At 49.8% G+C, this 23157-nt stretch carries 15 protein-coding genes and 2 tRNA genes; 5 read left to right on the top strand and 12 right to left on the bottom strand.

Annotated elements, in window-relative coordinates:
- The first annotated feature begins 60 nt into the window (after positions 1-60).
- Complete coding sequence (gene lptB / locus HPS53_RS07910; protein ID WP_233210205.1) at positions 61-894, top strand: LPS export ABC transporter ATP-binding protein; 834 nt, start codon at positions 61-63, stop codon at positions 892-894.
- A gap of 497 nt (positions 895-1391) precedes the next feature.
- Here lptB and HPS53_RS07905 read toward each other — a convergent pair.
- The 12 genes from HPS53_RS07905 to tig form a co-directional block, all read right to left on the bottom strand.
- Positions 1392-1466, bottom strand: a tRNA-Val gene (locus tag HPS53_RS07905).
- A gap of 268 nt (positions 1467-1734) precedes the next feature.
- Positions 1735-2910 carry an OmpA family protein gene (locus HPS53_RS07900; RefSeq protein ID WP_172205514.1) on the bottom strand — a complete coding sequence of 392 codons (1176 nt, stop codon included), beginning with the start codon at positions 2908-2910 and terminating at the stop codon, positions 1735-1737.
- 172 nt (positions 2911-3082) lie between these two features.
- On the bottom strand, positions 3083-4927 hold the full coding sequence (gene mutL, locus HPS53_RS07895) for a DNA mismatch repair endonuclease MutL (RefSeq protein WP_104369175.1): 1845 nt from the start codon (positions 4925-4927) through the stop codon (positions 3083-3085).
- A gap of 20 nt (positions 4928-4947) precedes the next feature.
- Positions 4948-5253 (bottom strand): hypothetical protein, encoded by a 306-nt coding sequence (locus HPS53_RS07890; RefSeq protein WP_104369176.1) that lies wholly within the window; start codon positions 5251-5253, stop codon positions 4948-4950.
- 45 nt (positions 5254-5298) lie between these two features.
- Positions 5299-7149 (bottom strand): OstA-like protein, encoded by a 1851-nt coding sequence (locus tag HPS53_RS07885; RefSeq protein ID WP_172205512.1) that lies wholly within the window; start codon positions 7147-7149, stop codon positions 5299-5301.
- Complete coding sequence (locus HPS53_RS07880) at positions 7146-8543, bottom strand: peptidylprolyl isomerase (protein WP_371741810.1); 1398 nt, start codon at positions 8541-8543, stop codon at positions 7146-7148. Before HPS53_RS07880 ends, HPS53_RS07885 begins: the two co-directional genes overlap by 4 nt.
- A gap of 10 nt (positions 8544-8553) precedes the next feature.
- Positions 8554-9975: a peptidylprolyl isomerase gene (locus HPS53_RS07875; protein ID WP_104369178.1), complete on the bottom strand. Its 1422-nt coding sequence runs from the start codon at positions 9973-9975 to the stop codon at positions 8554-8556.
- A gap of 8 nt (positions 9976-9983) precedes the next feature.
- Complete coding sequence (gene guaB, locus HPS53_RS07870) at positions 9984-11471, bottom strand: IMP dehydrogenase (protein ID WP_172205511.1); 1488 nt, start codon at positions 11469-11471, stop codon at positions 9984-9986.
- 620 nt (positions 11472-12091) lie between these two features.
- Positions 12092-14275: a DNA helicase RecQ gene (recQ, locus tag HPS53_RS07865; protein WP_104369180.1), complete on the bottom strand. Its 2184-nt coding sequence runs from the start codon at positions 14273-14275 to the stop codon at positions 12092-12094.
- Positions 14276-14296: 21 nt separating this feature from the next.
- Positions 14297-15523 carry an ATP-dependent Clp protease ATP-binding subunit ClpX gene (gene clpX / locus HPS53_RS07860; RefSeq protein WP_104369181.1) on the bottom strand — a complete coding sequence of 409 codons (1227 nt, stop codon included), beginning with the start codon at positions 15521-15523 and terminating at the stop codon, positions 14297-14299.
- Between the two features lie 6 nt (positions 15524-15529).
- Entirely contained in the window at positions 15530-16198 is a 669-nt protein-coding gene (gene clpP, locus HPS53_RS07855) for an ATP-dependent Clp endopeptidase proteolytic subunit ClpP (RefSeq protein ID WP_104369182.1), read from the bottom strand.
- A gap of 137 nt (positions 16199-16335) precedes the next feature.
- Complete coding sequence (gene tig / locus HPS53_RS07850) at positions 16336-17697, bottom strand: trigger factor (RefSeq protein ID WP_104369183.1); 1362 nt, start codon at positions 17695-17697, stop codon at positions 16336-16338.
- Between the two features lie 834 nt (positions 17698-18531).
- On the opposite strand from tig, the gene HPS53_RS07845 reads away from it, so the two are divergent.
- The 4 genes from HPS53_RS07845 (at position 18532) to asnS (ending at position 23044) form a co-directional block, all read left to right on the top strand.
- Positions 18532-18606: transfer RNA gene (locus tag HPS53_RS07845), tRNA-Val, on the top strand.
- A 137-nt stretch (positions 18607-18743) separates the two neighbouring features.
- The gene (gene purB, locus HPS53_RS07840) at positions 18744-20090 is read left to right on the top strand and encodes an adenylosuccinate lyase (protein ID WP_172205509.1); all 1347 of its coding nucleotides are present in this window, start codon (positions 18744-18746) and stop codon (positions 20088-20090) included.
- A 55-nt stretch (positions 20091-20145) separates the two neighbouring features.
- Positions 20146-21630, top strand: a complete 1485-nt coding sequence (locus HPS53_RS07835; RefSeq protein WP_172205507.1) for a pseudouridine synthase — start codon at positions 20146-20148, stop codon at positions 21628-21630.
- A 19-nt stretch (positions 21631-21649) separates the two neighbouring features.
- Positions 21650-23044, top strand: coding sequence for an asparagine--tRNA ligase (asnS, locus tag HPS53_RS07830; protein WP_104368829.1), 1395 nt, complete (start codon positions 21650-21652; stop codon positions 23042-23044).
- Positions 23045-23157 lie beyond the last annotated feature (113 nt).

Here is a 23157-nt window from a genome sequence, read left to right as displayed (position 1 = left end):
GATTTATTCAGTATCTCACTTTTTTGATGTATTTTTGCAGCGATAAATACGATATGCCTTATGGACGACAGCAAGAATATGGAAACCGTTAACGGCGCGGCAGGAGGCATGACGCTACGTGCCGAAAGCCTCGTCAAGCGATATGGCAAGCGCACCGTTGTCAACGATGTGTCTATAAACGTGAAGCAGGGCGAGATTGTGGGGTTGCTTGGACCTAACGGTGCGGGAAAGACCACGTCTTTCTACATGACTACCGGACTCATCGTTCCGAACGGGGGACACATATATCTTGATGACACCGATATAACCGACTATCCGGTATATAAGCGGGCGCGTGCAGGTATAGGATATTTGGCGCAGGAAGCCAGCGTATTCCGCAAGATGTCGGTGGAGGACAACATACTTTCGGTGCTCGAAATGACGGGCAAGCCGAGAGACTATCAACTTGCTAAATTGGAAAGTCTGATAAAGGAGTTCCGTTTGCAGAAGGTACGTAAGAATACAGGCGACCGCCTTTCTGGAGGTGAGCGGCGGCGTACCGAGATAGCGCGCTGCCTGGCTATTGACCCTAAGTTTATCATGCTCGACGAACCGTTTGCGGGTGTAGACCCGATTGCCGTGGAAGACATACAGCATATCGTATGGCAATTGAAATACAGGAATATCGGCATTCTGATAACAGACCATAATGTGCAGGAAACGCTAAATATCACCGACAGGGCATATCTGTTGTTCGAGGGGCGGATACTATTTCAAGGAAGTCCGGAAGAACTGGCGGCCAACAGCATCGTCAGAGAGAAATATCTCGGACGTGATTTCGAGCTGCGCAAGAAGGATTTTCAAGAGATAGACGAGGAGCGGCGAGCCAAGGAGGCAGCCGAAGAGAACGCTTAGGTGGCGATGATGCCGGTGATGGCATGCCAGGTGATGTCTGCCTGCGGCATTCAGTATGAGTAGGGTAGATGTGTGTCGTCTGTTGTGTATTTATTTTGACAGGATCGTGCTATTTTTGTATTTATAAATCATACTTGCCGATATTGTCGGTAATGTTTACAAAAGTCCGTTATATTTACCATGGGTATCTGGATATCTGTCAATAGTTTGTGGCAACATCATAATAAAAGATTCTTTCTGCAAGAGAGCTGCATACCATGGAGTTTCATTTATATGTGTATCACGTTGTATGCGGTTGCCTGTATTTGTGCCATTTTTTTATTTTGCAAAAGTGTAGTATCGACAGGGCAATTTAAAATGGATGAAAATTTTATCCCCACTAATTTTCTACTGACCCGGAAAATCCGCTGATCCATAATTATTGTGTAAAGCAATTCTGTCGGGATGGCCGTAAAAGAATAATCCGCAATCATCGGCAATGATTGCGGATCGCTTTGTGGGCGCTGAGGGATTCGAACCCCCGACCCTCTGCTTGTAAGGCAGATGCTCTAAACCAGCTGAGCTAAGCGCCCTTACTTGTTGTAAGCGGTTGCAAAGATAGTGTGTTTTTTTGAAACCTCCAAATATTTTTGTTGTTATTTTGCGATTTTATATGAAATATCCATTTTTTTACAGTGCTCTGTCGGGATACATCCTGCTGTAAGGGTGATTTGCCGGGCTTGTCTTCAGATGTACTTTTGGTTTGTGTATTCGAATGGTAATGTTCGAAAAACGATAAAAGGGTGATGAGAAAAATCTCATCACCCTTTTATTATCGAATTTTAAAACTGTTCCTTTGATTTATTTCAGAACAACAGTCGCACGACGGTTGTAAGAAACAGGAGAAAGAACGTTTACGCCACCTGCTGCTACAGTCTCGATGTTATCGCGGTTTACACCCATCTTAACAAGTTCGTTGACAACAGTGTTTGCACGTTTCTCGCTGAGCTTCTGGTTGAATCCTGCGCTACCGGTCTTGCTGTCTGCATAACCTGTAACAACAATCTTAGAACCGTTAGCCTTTGCAACTTCAGCGAGTTCCTTCACGTTTTGCAGGTCTTTCTTAGATGCAACGGTAGACTTGCCGATGTTGAAGAATACAGAAACGGGAGCTGCGACAACTTCCTTAACTGTCTGACCCTGCTGTGCAGCGGCAGCGGCCTTCTGGTTAGCCTCGTTGAGCATGTTCTTCAACTTAGCGTTCTCGTTCTGAGAATCAGAGAGCTGGGCGTTGAGAGCGTCGATCTGACCCTGTGAGAGAGCGTGGATAGCGTCTACGTCAGGAGTCTTGTTCCATTTGGCTTTGCCGAGGTTGTATGTCAAACCGACCTCAACAGTGAACTGATGATCCTTGTTCTTCAGCTTGTTGATACCGCCTCTTGTAGAGCCGCCACCTTTAACTCCGCTGAAATCGGGCTCGTATATGCCGTAACCGAATTCGAGGTTGGCAGCGAGTTTGTCTGTCAGACGGAATGTGTTCAGGATACCTGCGCTCAGACCCATAGCATATCTGTCATAGCTCATGTTGCGGGCAACACCACCACCGATATAGGGAATGAAGTTCCATACGCGTGTCTCGCTGTAACCGCAGAGCATGTTGCTCAGGTTGAAGAGCACCTGCTCGTTCAATGTCCAATATTTGTTTGCGTTGTCTTTCTTGTCTGTGCCCATAACTGTGCGACCCCAAACACCGTTGAACTTGGTACGAAGACCGAGACCCGGAGTAAACCATTTACCGATGGCTACCGAGAAACCGAGGTTGTTGCGGAAACCCTTGAAAGGACTCTTGTTCAGATTCAGACCCAATTCCTCGTCGCAATAGAAAGCGGAACCGGCTACATTAGCCTGAACAAACCAATTACTCCAAAATGAATTTGTAGCGACACTGTATTTTTCTGTCGGTACAGTCTCATTCTCCTGAGCCATAGAGGCTACGGAAATGCCGGCGAATGCCAGCGCGATTAATAACTTTTTCATACCTATATTTAATTACTTAATAATTATGCGCTTTGGTGAATTGTAGTGCAAAAGTATATAATAATTTTTTAACAGCCAACCAAATTTGAAGAAAAATTACATTTTTCCAATATTTTATGCTTTTAATTGTTGTTTTTTCAATAACTGCCTGATATATATGTTTATTTTAATGTTAATTAAGCAGATTTTCTATCTCTTTTTGAGGTAATATCCCTATTATGGCTTTCCCGTCGGGGGTGTAGTTCACGTTCGAACATGCGAACAGTTCGTTTACCACGTTTTCCATTTCGTTGTTGTCCAAAATCTGTCCTTGCGGTATGGCTGTGCTGCGTGCCATGCTCAGTGCGAGCGATTTGTTTATCTCGTCGGCGGAGTCGCCGCTCTTTTCGGTCGCGTCGCTGACAATGCTTTCCAGCAGGGTTGTGAAGTTGAGGCCGTCTATGCCTGATGGCACGCCGTTGATGGCATAGCTGTCGTGTCCCATGTCGGCAAGGTCAAATCCCATATCGGTGAGCTCTGGAATGATTTTGCGCAGCATGACGGCTTCCGACGGGGAGAACCTTATGATTTCGGGGAAGAGCATCTTTTGGGTGCCCCCCGATGTGCGGGAGTGGATGGAAGACAGGTATCTCTCATAGCGTATGCGTATGTCGGCGCGGTGCTGGTCAATTACCATCAGGCCCGATTTGACGGCTGTCATGATGTATTTGCCTTTGTATTGATAGTGCGCGGGCGATTTCTCTTCTATTATCATGTCGCCCGACGGAGTGCCGTCATTGGATGTGTCGGGCATGTCGAACATGGGCAGTTGTTCGGCCTGGCATGCCGTTGCCATCTCCTCGAACGTGGGTTCCGGTTCGTCATACAGTTGTTGCCATCCGGTTGGTACGGAAGCATGGCGGGGCGACGGACTGAACGGATTGTATGTGGGGTTGAGCGATGTCGTTGGCGGAGCCACTGTCTGAGACGGGTCGAAGACCGGAATGTCGGGTTTGCCTTCTGTGTCGAAGTCGATAGACGGCACTTCGCAGAATTTTCCTATCGCGTCTTTTACTGCGGCCGTGAGTATTTGCCATACGGCCTGTTCGTTCTCGAATTTTATTTCGGTCTTTGTGGGATGTATGTTGACATCAATGTCGGCTGGATCGATGTCGAAATAGATGAAGTAGGGTATGTGCATGCCCATCGGCACCAGTCTGTCGAACGCACTTGCCACAGCCTTGTGGAAGTAAGGATGTTTCATGTACCTGCCGTTTACGAAGAAGTATTCGTGCGTGCCCTTGCGTCTTGCCGCCTCGGGTTTGCCCACGAAGCCGCTGATGCGGCACATGGCAGTGTCTACTTTCAGTGGCAGTATATCCTGGTTGAACCGCTTTCCGAACACGTCGGATATACGTTGGTGCAGGCTTCCGGCACGTAGGTTCAGAAGTTCGTTGCCGTTGCTGTACATGATAAAACTTATATCGGGATATACGAGCACTATCCGCTCGAATGCGGTCATGATGTTGTTCAGTTCGGTGGCGTTCGTCTTAAGGAATTTCCGGCGTGCCGGCACATTGTAGAACAGGTTCTCAACAGTGAAATTGCTGCCCACGGGACATGATACCGGTTCCTGGCTCATCACTTTGCTTCCGGCGATGGATATGCTTGTACCGATCTCGTTTCCTTCGAGCCGGGTTTTCAGTTCGACCTTTGCCACGGCGGCAATGGAGGCAAGGGCTTCGCCCCTGAATCCCATCGTGTGGAGTGCGAAGAGGTCGTCGGCCTTCCGTATTTTCGATGTGGCATGGCGTTCGAACGCCAGTCTGGCATCTGTGTCGGTCATTCCGCGTCCATCGTCTATGACCTGTATAGATGTCCTGCCGGCATCTGTCACAAGCACCTTGATGCAGTGTGCTCCCGCGTCGACGGCATTTTCCACGAGTTCTTTTATTACGGAGGCCGGCCGCTGGATCACTTCTCCGGCCGCTATCTGGTTGGCTACCGAGTCTGGCAGCAGTTGTATTACATCGCTCATAGTCTGAAAGTGGTCTGTATTTATATAGGAAACCTCCCCGTCAGCAACCAATAGGCAAATAAAAGCAGTGCGGCTATGGCAACTGTGGATGTGAACCATTGTGTGGTGAGGATGGCTTTGTCTCTTTTTTCTTTTTGGCGTCGCACATGTTTTGTGGCTCCCGAGAATGCTTCCCGGATGTATTCCGGTGCGCGATGTTCGTCGTCGGGCATGCCGGATTCGTGTTTTGCGCGCTCTTCAATCTTTTTGAACCGCTCTTTTCGTTCGTCGGAATATATCAGCCTGTGGTTGAAGCGGCGCGGGCGCGGTGAGTAAAACAAAGTCATTTAACAACCATTCACGTATTGCCGGGGTTTTTCTCCGTTGTGTTTTTATTGTTCTTTTGTTGTGCTTGTTTGTTCTGCCGGCATTTTATCACCGTCATCCATTGGGCCTGTCGCACCTGAGGGTATAGGCTCTTGTCCGTTGCCGTCAATGCCTTGTGCATTGTTTGTCTTTTTGTTTTCCTCGTTTGGCCTGATGTTTCCGCTTCTGCCTGTGTCAGGAAGTTTCGGCACTGGCGCTTCGCGGCGTTTCACTTCTTTCAGTTCCGTTCCTGCCTTCTTGCTCCGCCAGTTGAAGATATCATCTTTGTCGAGCGGCCGTATGTAGTCAAACCATGCGTAGTTGGGCAGATATTTTTTGTCGGGCGGTATCTGGGTCATTGGATAGAACACCCCGTTGGCTTTCGGCGCCCATATCCTTTTGAGTCTTCTGTTTTCGAGAAACATCCTTATTTTGGTCGTTTCCATGTAGTTCATGGCTATCAGCGAGCTGTCACTGTCGTCTATCGGGTGATATATTGCCAGCACATTGTCTATCGCTTCGGCCTCGTATATCTCGCCGTTGTTGAAGTATGCGAACATTTCTGTCGATGCCAGCTGGTTGAAATGAACCGAATCATGCATTTGTTCCACCGAGAGCGCCTGGTTGATTACGTGTGCCCTGTTGATGGTGGAGTCTTTCATATATACTTTTATCATCTCGCCGAGCAACTGCTGGTTTACGTTCCATACGATGGGGTCTCGGTACATTGTCATGCAAGAGTCCTTGCTGTTGTATACCAGAGAGTCGCATACCGCCTGAACGTCAGTTCTGTAAGCCCGCACTTTATTGTATGCGTGTGCCACGCGATACACAGAGTCGGTGTTGATGTTATAGGTATAGATTTTGAATGTGTCGGCGTGCATGTACAGGGTATCTTTTTGCGAGAAGTCCATTGCCACCGCTTTTTTGGTCGCCATTCCGTAGCCTGTCTGCTCGTTGTAGAAACAGTAGTCGCAGGTCAGCCTGTTTTTGTTTACGGTATCTGTGTAAACTACATTCCGGAAAGCCTCGTTCGTACCGCTCTTACTGTCGTGATACACGCTGTCTCCGATGATTGTCTTGCCGTTGTTGGTCACCACGGAGCGTGCGTAGAGTTTCGATTTGTCATGTTTGGTGTCGTAATAACCGTCTTCCGTGTATATCTTGCTTTCTCCCGAGGTTATGTTAGACGGCCCGACGGCATGAGCCATTGATGTGTTTGTATTATAGTATAATGTGTCTGAGGTCAGGATAAAATTCTGTCCTCTCAGTTTCACGTCGTAGTTGAATATCGCCTCTTTGCTGTCGGTGTGGTATTCGCCCCAGTCGGCGGTGAGTGTGTTTCCCTGATCAACGAGTTTTCCGCCGTCGAAGAAATATCCGATGTTGTACAGCCTGTCGTAGTTGAGGCTGTCGGTGTACAGCGTCGACTTCCTGTTTTTCAGCACGACGTTATATCGGGCCTCAGCCATCTGCTCATTACCGTCATAGTAGGCGTACTCGCTGAACAGCGAGAGTGTGTCTCCCTGGTACATCTTCACGTTCCCGAATGCCTTGAACGAGTTTGACATTTCGTAGAAATATGCGCTGTCGCAGTACATTGTGGCTCCGTTGTGGCGGAAAGCCACGTTGCCGGTGAGTATCTGCGCCTCGGGGTTTTTATACATGTCATACCGCAGTTGGTCGGCATGCAGGAGGTAGACACGGTCTTTTTCCGCTTTCTCCTGCCGCTTGTCCCTGTTTTCCTGCTTCTTGCGCACCTGTTCTTGAGAGCCGTGCATCGAGCCGGCGGCGCATAGTCCAAACAGGCATAGAGCCACTATTAATGTGATTCTATGCCCGTTTGTCTGTTTGTATGCGGTCTTTCTGATTGTCATTTAATCCAACCTTGATATTCAAAATCGCAGTTCTTGTACTTGTCGTTTACCCTTACGTAGGTGGTTTTTATCTTATTTGTCACCCAATCGCGTATCTTCTGTTCTCTTCGTTTGGCAAGAACAAGATTTTTCATTACTTGAAAATCTTCCGTGATGGTGGCTTTGTGACCGTCGATACGTTTTTTTAGCTTCACTATCGCGCATATCGTTTTGCCGCGTTTGTTTATCATCAGGAACGGAGCGGATATGTCTCCGATTTTCATCGTGTCGACAACACGTCCTATTTCAGGCGGTAAATCTTGCATTCGGAATTTCGAAGTATGTCCCCTTTCCATTGTGTTGGCCATGAGGCCGTGATTACTTCGTGTATCCTTGTCGTCAGAAATCATCGAGGCAGCCAGTTCGAAAGTGAACTTATTGTCATTGATGTCTGTGCGTATGGAGTCCAGACGGTGTAAGGCTGCTGTCACGGCATCGTCCGATACCTGCGGTTTCCTCAATATGTGGCGCACCTTTATCTTGTCTCCGCGCTTGTCTATGAGCTGTATTATGTGGTATCCGAATTCCGATTCCACGATCTTCGATATTTTCTTCGGGTCTGTGAGGTTGAACGCCACAGCGGCGAACGCAGGGTCGAATGTGCTACGGCCGGCGTAGTCAAGCTCTCCTCCGCGTCTGGCACTGCCCGGGTCTTCGGAGTAAAGTCGTGCGAGCGTAGAGAAAGAAGACTCCCCCTTGTTTATGCGATCGGTGTAATCGCGCAGCTCGTTCTTTATCCTGTTGATTTCCTCTTGTCCGATTTCCGGTGTGTGGGTGATTATCTGCACCTCGACCTCGGTAGGGACAAACGGCAGGCTGTCTGCCGGAAGATCTTTGAAATGGCGGCGAACCTCGGCGGGCGACACCTTGATGTCTTTCACCAGATGTTCTCTCATGCGCTCGATGATCAGCCTGTCGCGGCATGGGTCGTGCATCTCTGCTCTCAGTTGGGTGATGCTTGCTTTCTTGTATTCCTCCAACTTCTCACGAGAGCCGATCTCGCTAATCCAATATTCGATATACCGGTCTATCGAGGCGGATATCTCCGACTCCGTAACCTCGATACTGTCTATCGCCGCCTGATGAAGAAACAGTTTCTGAACAGCAAGCTGTTCGGGCACCATGCAGTCGGGATCTCTTGTCCAGCGTGTTCCCTCTTCTTGCATCTGTTGCCTCATGGTCTCCACGTCCGATCTGAGGATGGCCTCGTCTCCGACCACCCATACAACCTCGTCAATGACACCTTTCCTGTTGTCCTGTCCGTCATCACCGCCGTTTACCTGTGCCGTTGCCGTCATTGCGGCCACCGGCAATATCGCGAGTGCCATGCGGCAGATATTCTTTGTTCTCTTCATCAGAATCCGATTAATGGTTATTTACGGTCTTCAACACTTCCTTGTCAACTGTCACTGTGTATTTCTTGCGCAGCTCTTTCACCCATTCCTTTTCCAGCATGTCCTGATAGTCGGCCGTGACGAGACCTTTCACATCGGTGTACTCTTCCGGTCCTTTCTTCAAAATCTTGCCGTATGTGGCGTCGAAAGGATAGTCTTTCATTGGGGTCGTTTTCACTTTCTGCTTGAATACGTCACGGTCTACAAGCGTGTTGTCTCCTTTCTTGAATATGCCTTTCTCCACACGGATGCGTATCGTGGAGTCGTTGTTGAACGTCTTGCGCAGCGTATCCGCCCAGTCTGTGAAAGGAATTTTCTTAACGCTGTTTTTCACAGCCTTTATATCGTCCTTTGTTTTCACGTGATAGGCCATGCCTTTAAATCTCGGAGTGTTCCAGGCATACTTGCTTTTGTTCTTCTTGAAATATGCTTTCAGGCCCGCTTCGTCTTTTGCGGCCTTCTCCCATACATGCCGGTTGCTTATCTCGTAGAGCAGCAGTCCGTCGTGGTATTCCTTTATCAGGTTGTCCATCTCGGGGTCGGCTGCTCTCAGTGAGTCGGCTCTGCGTGTCATGTATTCCTCTTTCGATATGTCGGCTTGTGTGGCGAGCGTGTCGAGTTTGCGGTTGATTATTCCCTCGCGCAGCTTGCGTTGCTCGATGTATGCCATGATGCTTGTGCGCAGCGAGTCGTAAGGCTCGAGCTGCTTGCGCTCTTTCAGCAACACTATATGATAGCCTGCGGGCGACATGAACGGCTCGCTCATCTCTCCGGCGTTCAGCTTGAAAGCCACGTCCTCAAATTCTTTGAGTGTCTGGTTCCTGCTTATCCACGGCAGTTCGCCGCCGTTACGCGCCGAGCCTGGGTCTTGTGAGAGTTGCCGTGCCAGTTCGCCGAAGTCGGCTCCGGCTTTCAATGCGGCGTATATCGAGTCTATCCGTGTCTTCGCCTTCGCTATGTCTTCCTGCGGGGCTTTCTGACCGAGCATCAGGAATATGTGTGCCGGGCGTATCAGCCCTTGCTCGCCGATGCTTTCTTTCGTCGTCGTGTATATCTTCCTCGCCTCCTGCTCCACGTCATTGTCTGTGATTAGTGTGGGGCGTACCTGCTGGTCGCGGTATTGGGCAAACTCTTTCTTGAACGATGTAAGCGTGTCGAGCCGTGCGTCGAGGGCGGCCGCCACTTTGAGCTTGTAGTTGACAAACAAGTCGACATATTCTTCTACAGTCTTCTTGTCTATCACTCCTCCGGTATTGTTTTTATTATATGAATATTCGAATTCGGAGCGAGATACCGGTTGTCCGTTTACCGTCATCACAGTAGGGTCGCTCTGTGCGAAAGCCGTACTTTGCGCTATGAGCGCGGCGGCAATCAGCGATTTAATCTTTCTCATGCTTGATATTAGTCGTTAGGCCGCGAGTAGTTCGGAGCTTCGCTTGTGATTGCGATGTCGTGCGGATGGCTTTCCATCACTCCCGCGTTTGTTATTCGTGTGAATTTGGCGTCGTGCAGTTTCTCTATGCTCTGTGCTCCGCAGTATCCCATGCCCGAGCGTAGTCCGCCCACCATCTGGTATACCACTTCCTGCACCGTCCCCTTGTAGGGTACACGCCCGGCGATACCCTCAGGAACGAGTTTTTTCGCTTCCTTGGTGTCGCCTTGGAAGTAGCGGTCTTTCGAGCCGTTCTTCTGCTCCATGGCTTCGAGCGATCCCATGCCTCGGTAGCTCTTGAACTTGCGTCCGTTGAAGATGATAGTCTCTCCCGGACTCTCTTCCGTGCCGGCCACGAGCGAACCGATCATCACCGAGCTTCCGCCGGCGGCCAGGGCCTTGACCACATCGCCCGAGTAGCGCAGTCCGCCGTCGGCAATGAGGGGCACTCCCGTGCCTTTCAGTGCGCTGTATACGTCGTAGACGGCGCTTAGCTGCGGCACTCCCACGCCTGCCACCACGCGTGTGGTGCATATCGAGCCGGGGCCGATGCCCACTTTCACTGCGTCTGCCCCGTTGTCTACGAGCAGTCGTGCGGCTTCTCCCGTGGCTACGTTACCCACCACGATGTCTACCTGCGGGAACGATTTTTTTGCCTCGACAAGCTTCTCTATCACGTATTTCGAGTGTCCGTGTGCCGTGTCTATCACAATGGCGTCCGCTCCCGCGTCAACGAGAGCCTGCATGCGTTCGAGCGTGTCGGCGGTAACACCCACGCCGGCTGCCACGCGCAGGCGGCCCTTGCTGTCCTTGCAGGCCATCGGCTTGTCCTTTGCCTTGGTTATGTCTTTATATGTGATGAGGCCGACCAGGTGGTTGTCCTTGTCCACTACGGGCAGTTTCTCTATCTTGTTCTCTTGCAGAATTTGGGCTGCGGCGGTCAGGTCGGCCTGCTGCGTGGTGGTCACGAGATTCTCGCATGTCATCACCTCGTCGATTTTCCTGTCGAGATGGCGCTCAAAGCGCAGGTCGCGGTTGGTCACGATGCCCACCAGCCTGTTGTCTTCGTCTACCACAGGTATGCCGCCGATGTGGAACTCGGCCATCATGTCGAGTGCGTCTTTCACTGTTTTGCCGCGGCGTATCGTCACGGGGTCATATATCATGCCGTTCTCGGCACGTTTCACTATCGCCACGTGACGGGCCTGATCTTCTATCGTCATGTTCTTGTGAATCACTCCGATACCTCCCTCACGGGCAATGGCAATGGCCATCTGCGACTCTGTCACGGTGTCCATCGCCGCGGTTACGAAAGGTATGTTCAGTTCGATGTTACGGGAGAACCGTGTTCGCAACTCTACCGTTTTTGGCAGTACCTCTGAATAAGCGGGGATTAACAGGACGTCGTCGTATGTCAAGCCGTCCATCACGATTTTATCTGCAATAAAAGATGACATATATTATTATGCTTTAAAAATTATTGCGTGCAAATTTAGCACAATTTTTTCACATATTTATATATTTACCGCATTTTCTTTATTTATTAACAACAATTATAGGCCGGATAAGCGACAGGTTCTCATTATGCGGTCGCAGCATGGGGCAAGGTTGTGAAATAATATTACAAACGGTCTCTCATATTTCGTTTTTTTGAAAATAGAAGTCAAGTGCCCGCAAATACGCGGATTATGGGGTGTTTGTGTAATCGCTTGTGTTTTAGCATGTTAGGTTTGATGTGCCGGATTAATTCTAAAAAGCGCCTGTGTTTGCCGTACTTATTTTCCGCAATAAGCACCTCGTTGCGTTGCGTTTGGTATCCCGTTGCATCGTAACGGGATACCAAACGCAACGTAATTGGCAACTAAACGCATTCCAACGGGAGTCCCGTCGCAAAAAAACCGCTTTTCACCATTTGGCGAAAAGCGGCCTGTCGCATTGTATATAGCGATGTATATCGTTTCTGTATTTCTATTTCACGAAAAAACAAAGTGTTAAATCCGTGACTTTTATCTTACAAGTTTTTTTTCTTTGCCGTGCCGTTGCACATTATATGGATACGTGACGTGATGCCGACGGTCTAATTTGCCATTTCGGAGATGAACTTGATGCGTACGAGTCGGATTTCGTCTTCCGGGTAGTCTTCTCCGAGTTCGTCCATGGCGGCCTGCAAGTCATCCGTTTCCGATTCGCGGAAATACTCGTATATCTCATCAATGTTGTCTTCGTCTATCACCTCTTCAAGGAAGTAGTCGATGTCAAGTTTGGTGCCAGAGTATACTATGGCCTCCACTTCCGTGAGCAGGTCGCCGAATTCTATGCCTTTTGCGTTTGCTATGTCGTCGAGCGCTATCTGTCTGTCTATGCTTTGGATGATGCTTACTTTCAGCATTGACTTCTTCGCTACGGTGCGCACACGGAGATCGGCCTGTCTCACTATATCGTTCTCTTCGCAATAGCGTTTTATGAGTTTGACAAACTCAGCCGCATACGGTTGCTTCACCTTGCCTTCACCTACGCCTTGGATGTTTTTCAGCTCGTCGAGTGTCACGGGATAGTCCGTGGCCATCTGTTCGAGCGATACGTCTTGGAATATCACGTAAGGAGGACGTTCCATTTTCTTGGAGACTTTCTTTCTGAGGTCTTTCAGCATGGCGTTCAGTGTCGGGTCGAGAGCGCTTGTCCCTCCGTCGTGATCGGCGGTCACTTCGTCCTCGTCGCCAAACTCATTGTCTTTCACGATCATGAACGGTTGCGGTGACTTGATAAACTTTCTTCCGGCGGCCGTGATTTTGAGCAGGCCGTAGTTCTCCACGTCTTTCTTTATGTATCCGGCAATCTGTGCCTGACTGAGAAGCGGAGCCCATATCTTCGGGTCGTCGTCCTCGCCGGATCCGAACTCGTCCAGCTCATGATGCTTGTGCGCTGTTATCTCGTCGGTTTCCCGCCCGGTGATGAAGTCGGTGACGTAGTCCGGCCTGAAGTTTTCTTTGATTGCAAGGATCGCTTTCAGTGCCGTGACAAGCTGGTTGTCGGCCTGAATTTTCTTTTTCGGATGCAGGCAGTTATCGCAGTTTCCGCAGTTTTCCTTGTCATAATCTTCGCCGAAGTAGTGCAACAGCATCTTTCTGCGGCATACGGAAGTCTCGGCATATCCGGCTGTCTCTTGCAGCAGCTGGCGGCCGATGTCTTGCTCCGCCACCGGTTTGCCCTCCATGAACTTGTCGAGTTTCTGCAGATCCTTGTTCGAGTAGAACGTAATGCACCGGCCTTCTCCTCCGTCTCTTCCGGCCCGTCCGGTCTCCTGGTAGTATCCTTCAAGGCTCTTAGGGATGTCGTAATGCACCACGAACCGCACGTCGGGCTTGTCTATTCCCATTCCGAACGCAATCGTGGCCACTATCACGTCTATCTTTTCCATCAGAAAGTCGTCCTGTGTCTGTGAGCGTTTTGACGAGTCGAGGCCTGCGTGGTAAGGCGCGGCCTTTATTTCGTTGGCGCATAATATGGCTGCCAGCTCTTCCACTTTCTTGCGTGACAGGCAATAGATGATGCCGCTCTTGCCGTGATGCTGCTTGATAAACTTGATGATGTCCTTGTCCACCTCCTTGGTTTTCGGCCTTACTTCGTAGTAAAGATTGGGGCGGTTGAACGAGCTTTTGAATTCCCTGGCATCCGTTATTCCCAGATTTTTCTTTATGTCCGTTCGCACTTTGTCTGTGGCTGTGGCCGTAAGGGCGATTACGGGTGCCGTTCCTATCTCAGTGATTATCGGTCGTATCCTCCGGTACTCGGGGCGGAAATCGTGTCCCCACTCCGATATGCAGTGTGCCTCGTCTATGGCGTAAAAAGATATCTTTACGGTTTTCAGAAACTCCACGTTGTCCTCTTTTGTCAGTGATTCCGGCGCCACGTACAGCAGTTTGGTTCGTCCTGCTTTCATGTCGGTTTTCACCCGGTCTGTCGCCGCCTTGTTGAGCGAGGAGTTCAGGTAGTGTGCTATTCCGCTCGACTCGCTTATGTTGGTGATGACGTCAACCTGGTTTTTCATAAGCGCTATCAGCGGCGATATCACTATTGCCGTCCCTTCCATCAGAAGCGACGGCAACTGGTAGCACAACGACTTGCCGCCGCCTGTCGGCATCAGCACGAACGTGTCGTTGCCGGCCAGCACATTGCGTATTATCGCTTCCTGATCGCCCTTGAACTTGTCGAAGCCGAAATATTTTTTGAGGGCTTCCGTGAGGTTCACTTTGTCTGTCATAGATTATGGTTAGGTTTTAGGTTATTGGTCACCTCTGCTCAGATGTGATTTTTCGAGTTGTGCCTGAGCGTATTCTAGTGATACGTCGAAAGTCTTGGCGCGTTTGGAGGGAGCCTCGAACATGGCGTCTGTCATGATGCTTTCCACGATAGAGCGCAGTCCGCGGGCACCGAGCTTGTATTCCACGGCCTTGTCTACTATCAGCGCCAAAGCCTCTTCGCTGAATGTCAGGGCGATGCCGTCCATCTCGAAGAGTTTTATGTATTGTTTTATTATCGAGTTCTTGGGTTCCGAAAGTATTTTCTTCAATGCCTCTTTGTCGAGCGGATTGAGATAGGTGAGCACCGGCAGACGTCCTATTATCTCGGGGATGAGGCCGAACGATTTGAGGTCTTGCGGCAGTATATAGCGCATGAGATCCTCCTTGTCTATGTTGCGCACGTTCTGCACCGAGTTGTATCCCACCACATGGGTATTCATCCGCTGGGCGATCTTGCGCTCGATGCCGTCGAACGCTCCTCCGCAGATGAAGAGAATGTTTCTCGTATCCACATGGATATAGTCCTGGTCAGGATGTTTCCGCCCGCCCTTCGGAGGTACGTTGACCATTGTTCCCTCGAGCAGTTTGAGCAGTCCCTGCTGCACTCCCTCTCCGCTCACGTCCCGTGTGATTGAAGGATTGTCGCTCTTTCTTGCGATCTTGTCTATCTCGTCTATGAATACGATGCCGCGCTCGGCTGCCGCCACATTATAGTCGGCCACCTGCAGGAGGCGTGACAAGATGCTCTCCACGTCCTCGCCAACGTATCCGGCCTCGGTGAATACCGTGGCGTCCACAATAGTGAACGGTACATCGAGCAGTTTGGCAATGGTTCGCGCCAGCAGGGTCTTGCCCGTTCCGGTGCTTCCCACCATTATGATGTTGCTCTTTTCAATCTCAACCCCGTCGGTGTCTTCGGGTTGCTTGAGTCGTTTGTAGTGATTGTACACGGCCACGGAAAGCGTGCGTTTGGCTTCGTCCTGGCCTATGATATACTCGTCGAGATACTGCTTTATCTCCTTTGGCTTGGGCACTTTCTTTATCTTGAACTTCTCTTCTTTCTTCTCCGGCTCTTCCGCCAGTCCGGCTGTCTCTACAATCTGGTATGCCTGCATGGCGCAATCTTCGCAGATATAGCCGTTTAGGCCGGTGATGAGCAGGCTTACTTCTTTCTCGCTCCTGCCGCAGAAGCTGCATTCTTTCTTCATCGGTGATTATTGCTTCTTCCTTGTCAATACATTGTCTATCATGCCGTACTCCTTTGCCTCGTCGGCCGTCATCCAATAGTTGCGGTCGGAGTCGTTCCACACCTTCTCGTAGGGTGTGTGTGAGTGGTCGGCGATGATGGTGTAAAGCTCTTTCTTGAACTTCATTATCTCCTTTGCCTCGATTTCTATGTCGGATGCCTGGCCTTGCACTCCGCCGAGCGGCTGGTGGATCATCACACGGCTGTGGGTCAGTGCCGAGCGTTTGCCTTCAGCTCCGGCTACGAGCAATACCGCCGCCATGGACGCCGCCATGCCTGTGCATATTGTGGCCACGTCGCTCGATATGAACTGCATCGTGTCGTAAATGCCCAGTCCGGCCGTGACGCTGCCGCCGGGAGAGTTTATATATATGGATATGTCTTTCGCCGGGTCTACCGAGTCGAGGTATAGCAACTGTGCCTGCAACGTGTTGGCGGTGTAGTCGTCTATCTGTGTGCCGAGGAAGATGATGCGGTCCATCATCAGTCGTGAGAACACGTCCATCTGCGTGACGTTGAGCTGGCGCTCTTCAAGGATGTACGGGTTGAGGTATTGAGCCTGGGAGCTTACGACCTCGTCAAGCACCAATCCGTTGATGCCTAAATGCTTCGTCGCATATTTTCTGAAATCGTTCATAATATCTTTATATCTTTGCTTTGTTTCGGTAAAAAACAAAGAAGGTTATCGACCTTTTATCTTTGTTCGTAGGAACAAAATTAATAAAAAAAGTCGATAACCTCCTTAAAATATGAGATTATTTTTGATGGTGCGCTTTATTTTTCCTGCATCATCTTGTTGAAATCATCGAGTGATACCTGTTTGTTGTTCAGTTTGACAACGTTTTTGAGAGCGCCGATGAGTTTGATGTCGATGGCGCGGTCTACAAGGCTGTCCACGTTCTTGCGGTCTTTGAGCATCTCGGTGGCGTAGTTGTCGAGATATTCCTCCGGAACGTTCGACATGCCATACTGGGCAAACTGTATGCGGGCGGTCTCCTTGGCTACGTTTTTGATGTCGTTGTCGTCGATCTTGATCTGATTGGCGGCCACGAGCTGTTCTTTGATGAGATGCCATTTCAACTCCTTTACGCTTGCTTCATAGTTGTCCTCAACGAACTTCTCGCCCTTGTCCTTATTGTTGTTGAGCATGATACGTTTGAGCAGCGCGTCGGGGAACTGCAGTTCTCCAGCCTTGTTCTCCAGGTAAGCGCGTACGTCGAGCAGGAACTTGTAGTCTGTGTCTGTGGCAAGCTGCGCCTTGATTCCCTCTGCTATCTTGCCGCGGAACTCAGCCTCGTCTTTCACGGTATCCTTGCCGTATACCGAATCGAACAGTTCCTGGTTGATTTCGCTTTTCACGAAGCGTGAAACCTCTGTCACCTGGTATGTGAAGTCTGTGGTTGCCGCAGCGGCAACGTCTTTCTCCACCTTTAGCAGGGCGGCCAGCTCGGTGTCGCTTTCATAGGCCTTGCGGGGATTGAAAGTGATGATGCTGCCTAAGGCCGCGTCGTTGAAGAGGGCCTTCTGTTCGTCTACCTTGATATACTCGGGCATGATGACGGCGCCTTCTACCGTGATACCGCCTTCTTTTGTGCTGCCGTCGGCGTCAAGCTCGCGGAGGTCTCCTTTGAGCATGTCGTTCTGTGCGGCATCGTATTTTTCTACCTTGTCATAGTGTCCGGCACGAGACTGGAACATTTCGATTTGGCGGTTTACCAGCTCGTCGTCCACGTCGATGTCGTAATAGTCGATGCTGTCGTCGGCAGTCAGGTCGGCCTTGAACTCAGGAGCCACGGCGATGTCAAACACAAACTCGAATGTCTCGCCTTTCTCGAAGTCAAGCTCTTTCTGCTTGTCGCTCGGCAGCGGGTCGCCGAGCATCTGGATTTTGTTCTCGCGCACATACTCATAGAGTTTCTCTCCGAGCATCTTGTTGATTACATCCACTTTCACGGATGTGCCGAACTGACGCTTAACCAGTCCCATCGGAACCTGACCCGGGCGGAATCCCGGTATGTTGGCCTTTTTGCGATAGTCTTTCAGTGTTTTGTCTACCTCTGTCTGATAGTCTTCTTTCTCGAAAGTCATGGTCATCAGACCGTTGATCTTGTCGGGGTTTTCAAATGAAATATTCATCTTTTTGCTTTTATTTTTATTTATATATGTGCAAATTTGAGGTGCAAAATTATAGATAAAAGGTGTAAAAGCCTAACAATTACATAAATTTAACAATTTGTCGTGATTGTGTTTGGATGATGGAGTGTTTTGATTGTGCGGTTGGTGAAATACAGTGCTTATAGTCGTTATCTGTCAGGTTGGCGGGTGGGTGGTGGATGAAGAGGAGTTATTGGAAAACGTTTTTTTGTAGAAAGGAGCCTACTGCTTTATGTTCTCGGTAATCCGGTGTGTTGCAGCTGGACGGTGGTTGACGTGCGTTTAACATGCTGTGAGGGGGTGTTGATGTCTTCTCTTTGGCGAACTTGGATGTGTCGGGTACGTTTTGGTATGTATTAATGGTAACTTGTTGAAAAAACATTTGCGCATGTTGGGACAGGTAGTGCCTATGTTGTCGCGCACGATATGCCCCCTTGCTCTTTCAAGCATGAAACAGGCGCGCTTGTCGGATTCTTTTCTTTATTGAGCCGATAGCGGCCATAATGTTTGTTCCTTTAGTATGGGCAGTCGTATCTATGGAGTGTGCGTATTTCAATTTCAGGGTGTTGAGGTCTGCCAGGGAAGTCAAGCTTGCAAGATTGTGCATATACGTTGTGTTTTCAGTATGTTGGCATACAGCTTTCCGTATGTGTACGGTTTAGTGTTTGTTTGTGTCTTCTTTGTATGTTTGGGATTTTTTTTGCCTTGAAGATTACGAAAAAAACGGCTTTTATATGCCGTGATTGAAAATTTTCACGAAAATGTTTGGCGGTTTCGGAAAAACATATTACCTTTGCAACCGCTTACGACAAGTAAGGGCGCTTAGCTCAGCTGGTTTAGAGCATCTGCCTTACAAGCAGAGGGTCGGGGGTTCGAATCCCTCAGCGCCCACAACGTTGATCCCGCAGTCTGATTTCAGGCTGCGGGATGTTTTTATATATATGATATGTAATTTTGGCGGATAGTTTTGCTGTTAAGTCGAATTTAATGCTTAACTTTGCGGTCTGAATAGTATTTATAGCAAGTATATGGACTTAAATTTGTTGACAGCCGTATCGCCCATCGACGGGCGTTACAGAGGCAAGACGGAGCCGCTGGCGGAGTATTTTTCCGAATATGCCCTCATCCGCTACCGCGTTCGTGTGGAGATAGAATATTTCATAACCCTCTGCGAGCTTCCATTGCCACAACTGGAAGGTTTCGACCATGAGTTGTTCGGGCGTCTTCGCGATATATACCGCAATTTTACGACAACAGACGCTCAACGTGTTAAAGACATAGAGAAAGTGACAAACCACGATGTGAAGGCTGTGGAATATTTCATAAAAGAGCAGCTTGACGCTATCGGCGGTTTCGATGAATACAAAGAGTTCATACACTTCGGACTCACATCACAGGATATCAACAATACAAGTGTCCCCTTGTCTGTTAAAGAGGCACTTGATGATGTGTACTGTCCCGTGATAGAGGAGCTTATCGCACAATTGCGAAGCTATGCCGAGGAGTGGAAAGACGTGTCCATGCTTGCCAAGACCCACGGTCAGCCGGCATCTCCAACACGTCTCGGCAAAGAGATTATGGTATTCGCATACCGTCTCGAAGAGCAGCTTGGACAGCTGAAAGCGGTGCCCGTAACGGCCAAGTTCGGCGGGGCAACGGGCAACTACAATGCCCACCGTGTGGCATATCCGCAGTATGACTGGCGCGCGTTCGGCAATGATTTTGTCAGCGGCAAGCTCGGCCTTGTGCGCGAGCAGTATACCACCCAGATAAGCAATTATGACTATATGGGCGCGCTGTTCGATGCAATGCGTCGTATAAATACAATTATAATAGACCTCGACCGGGATATATGGATGTATATCTCAATGGAGTATTTCAAGCAGAAGATAAAGGCGGGAGAGGTAGGTTCGAGCGCCATGCCCCACAAGGTAAACCCGATAGATTTCGAGAATAGCGAGGGCAATCTCGGCATGGCGAACGCCATTCTGCAATTCTTGGCGCAGAAGTTGCCTGTGAGCCGTCTGCAACGCGACCTGACGGACTCTACCGTACTGCGTAATGTAGGTGTGCCGATGGGGCATGGACTGATAGCGATGCAAAGTACCCTGAAAGGGCTTCGCAAGCTTATTCTCAACGAAGAGAAAATCAGCGCAGACCTTGACGACACGTGGGCTGTGGTGGCTGAGGCCATACAGACTGTGTTGCGCCGTGAGGCTTATCCGAACCCCTATGAGGCGCTGAAAGCGCTTACCCGCACGAATGAGAAGATGACAGAAGAGACAATACACCGATTTATTCAGGAACTGAACGTGAGCGAGAGCGTGAAAGCCGAGTTGATGGCCATCACCCCGCATACATACACAGGAATATAAACAGCAAATAATCAACCCGGGTCGTGAGACCCTATATTTAACAATCAAGTAAACAATGGAATTAGAAAACGAAAAGAGACAAGAGGAAATGTCCGCAGAGCAGAAAGCCGGCGGCCGTGAGGGTTACCGTTCATCAGAGTCTTCGGACGGTTATCAGAATTATCGAAGTGCAGGACGCTCGCCGCGTCCCCGCATCAATCAGTCGCGTCCTTACAACCAAGACAGGCGCGGCGGCTATTCAAGGTATAACAACAGCGACAACGATGAAGGCGGTTTCCGGCCCGAAGGATTCGGAGCGGGGCTGCAAAGTACGCAGCAGCGCCCTTATCGTCCGCGTTACAATAATAATGACGGCGAATACCGTCAGCCACGTAACAACTACGGTGGCAATCGTGGCGGCTACAACCAGGAACGCCCCTCGTATCGTCCACGTTTCAATAATGGCGGCGACGGTGAGCAGGGCGGCTATCAGCCACGTAACAACTACGGTGGCAACCATGTCGGCTACAATCAGGAACGTCCCTCGTATCGTCCACGTTTCAATAATGGCGGCGACGGTGAGCAGGGCGGCTATCAGCCCCGTAGCAACTACGGTGGCAATCGTGGCGGCTATAATCAGGAACGTCCCTCGTATCGCCCCCGCTTCAACAATGGCGGTGATGGCGAGCATGGCGGTTTCCAGCCCCGTGGAGGATATAACAACCGAGGAGGTTATGGGCAGCAGCGTGGCGGCTATCGTCAGCGCACTGCCGACTACGACCCGCATGCAAAGTACAGCATGAAGAAGCGTATTGAGTATAGGGAGGAACACTATGATCCAAACGAGCCGATACGTCTCAACAAATATCTTGCCAATGCGGGAGTGTGCAGCCGTAGAGAGGCCGATGAGTTCATACAGGCTGGTGTGGTGAAGGTAAACGGAGAGGTGGTGACAGAGTTGGGCACCAAGGTTATGCGTACTGATAGTGTCATGTTTCATGAGCAGCCGGTGTCGTTGGAGAAGAAAGTTTATGTGCTTCTCAACAAGCCCAAAGATCACGTGACCACGAGCGATGACCCGCAGCAGCGCAAGACGGTGATGGATCTTGTGAAAGACGCATGTACGGAACGTATTTATCCTGTGGGACGCCTGGACCGCAACACCACCGGTGTGCTGTTGCTCACAAACGACGGCGATCTGGCCAGCAAACTCACACATCCCAAGTTCTTGAAGAAGAAAGTATATCACGTATATCTCGACAAGAACGTCACTGCCCATGACTTGCAGCAGATACGCGACGGTATCACTCTTGAAGACGGTGATATAAAGGCTGATGCGGTGGAATATGCCGATCCGGTGGACAAGAAACAAGTGGGAATAGAAATACACAGCGGCAAGAACCGTATCGTGCGCCGTATCTTCGAACATCTCGGTTATAAGGTGACGAAGCTCGACCGGGTGTTATTTGCTGGACTGACAAAGAAGAATCTGCGCCGAGGCGACTGGCGATACCTTACTGAAGAGGAGGTAAACCGCCTGCGCATGGGTGCTTACGAATAAACGTAAAAGACAAGGAATTATGGAAAGGACAAAAGTTGTTGACGTATTGAGGCTCACCGACTTCGGTGCCACCGTCAATGTGAAAGGTTGGGTGCGTACCCATCGCAGCAGCAAAGCGGTGGACTTCATCGCCCTCAACGACGGCTCGACGATAAAGAACGTGCAGGTGGTGGTAGACCCCGCCAAGTTTGATGAGGAGACCTTGAAACAGATAACTACCGGCTCGTGCATCAGTGCGACAGGTACGCTGGTGGAGAGCATGGGTGCAGGACAGACTGTAGAGATACAGTGCGCCGAGATTGAAGTATACGGACTTTGCGGAAGCGACTATCCGATGCAGAAGAAAGGACAGAGTTTCGAATACATGCGGCAGCACGCCCACATGCGTTTGCGTACCAATACGTTCGGCGCCGTGATGAGAATACGTCACAATATGGCCATTGCCATACATAAGTATTTCCACGATCACGGTTTCTTCTACTTCCATACACCGCTCATCACTGCCAGCGACTGCGAGGGAGCGGGGCAGATGTTTCAGGTGACGACGAAAAACCTGTATGACCTTAAAAAGGATGAAGAGGGAAAGATAACGTATGATGATGACTTCTTCGGCAAGCAGGCGTCACTGACGGTCAGCGGACAGCTCGAAGGTGAGCTTGGCGCAACTGCGCTCGGAGCAATCTATACTTTCGGCCCGACGTTCCGTGCGGAGAACAGTAACACGCCGCGTCACCTTGCTGAGTTCTGGATGATTGAACCCGAAGTTGCCTTCATAGATCTCAAAGATTTGATGGATCTTGAAGAAGATTTTATCAAATACTGTGTGCAATGGGCGTTGGACAACTGTGCCGACGATCTTGACTTCCTGAACAAGATGGTGGACAAGACGCTGATAGAGCGTTTGAAATCAGTCGTTTCAGGCTCGTTTGAGCGACTGCCGTATACCGAGGGTATCAGGATACTTGAAGAAGCGGTGGCAAATGGACGCAAGTTCGAATTCCCTGTAAGCTGGGGTATGGACTTGGCGAGTGAGCATGAGCGTTATCTTGTAGAGGAGTATTTCAAGAAACCGGTAATCATGACCGACTATCCGAAGGAGATAAAGGCGTTCTATATGAAGATAAACGAAGACGGGCGCACCGTTCAAGGCACCGATGTGCTTTTCCCGCAGATTGGCGAGATAATAGGCGGCAGCGTGCGTGAGGAGAACTATGACAAGCTGATCGGCGAGATAGAAGAGCGCAATATTCCGATGAAGGATATGTGGTGGTATCTTGATACACGTAAGTATGGAACATGCCCGCACGGCGGTTTCGGTCTCGGTTTCGAGCGTCTGATACTCTTCGTCACCGGAATGCAGAACATACGCGATGTCATCCCGTTCCCGAGAACACCGAAGACGGCAGAGTTCTAATCGCCAATGTCAAAGAGGAGATTAGGGATAATAGTATAAAAGGTTAATCTTATAAAATCAAGCGGCGCGAGAACGAAAGTCCTCGCGCCGCTTGATTTGTGTTATGATGCCGT

Origin of the sequence: Prevotella sp. PTAC, from assembly GCF_013166535.1 — a bacterium.
Classification (GTDB): domain Bacteria; phylum Bacteroidota; class Bacteroidia; order Bacteroidales; family Bacteroidaceae; genus Prevotella.
This window is presented reverse-complemented; position numbering and strand designations above follow the sequence as displayed.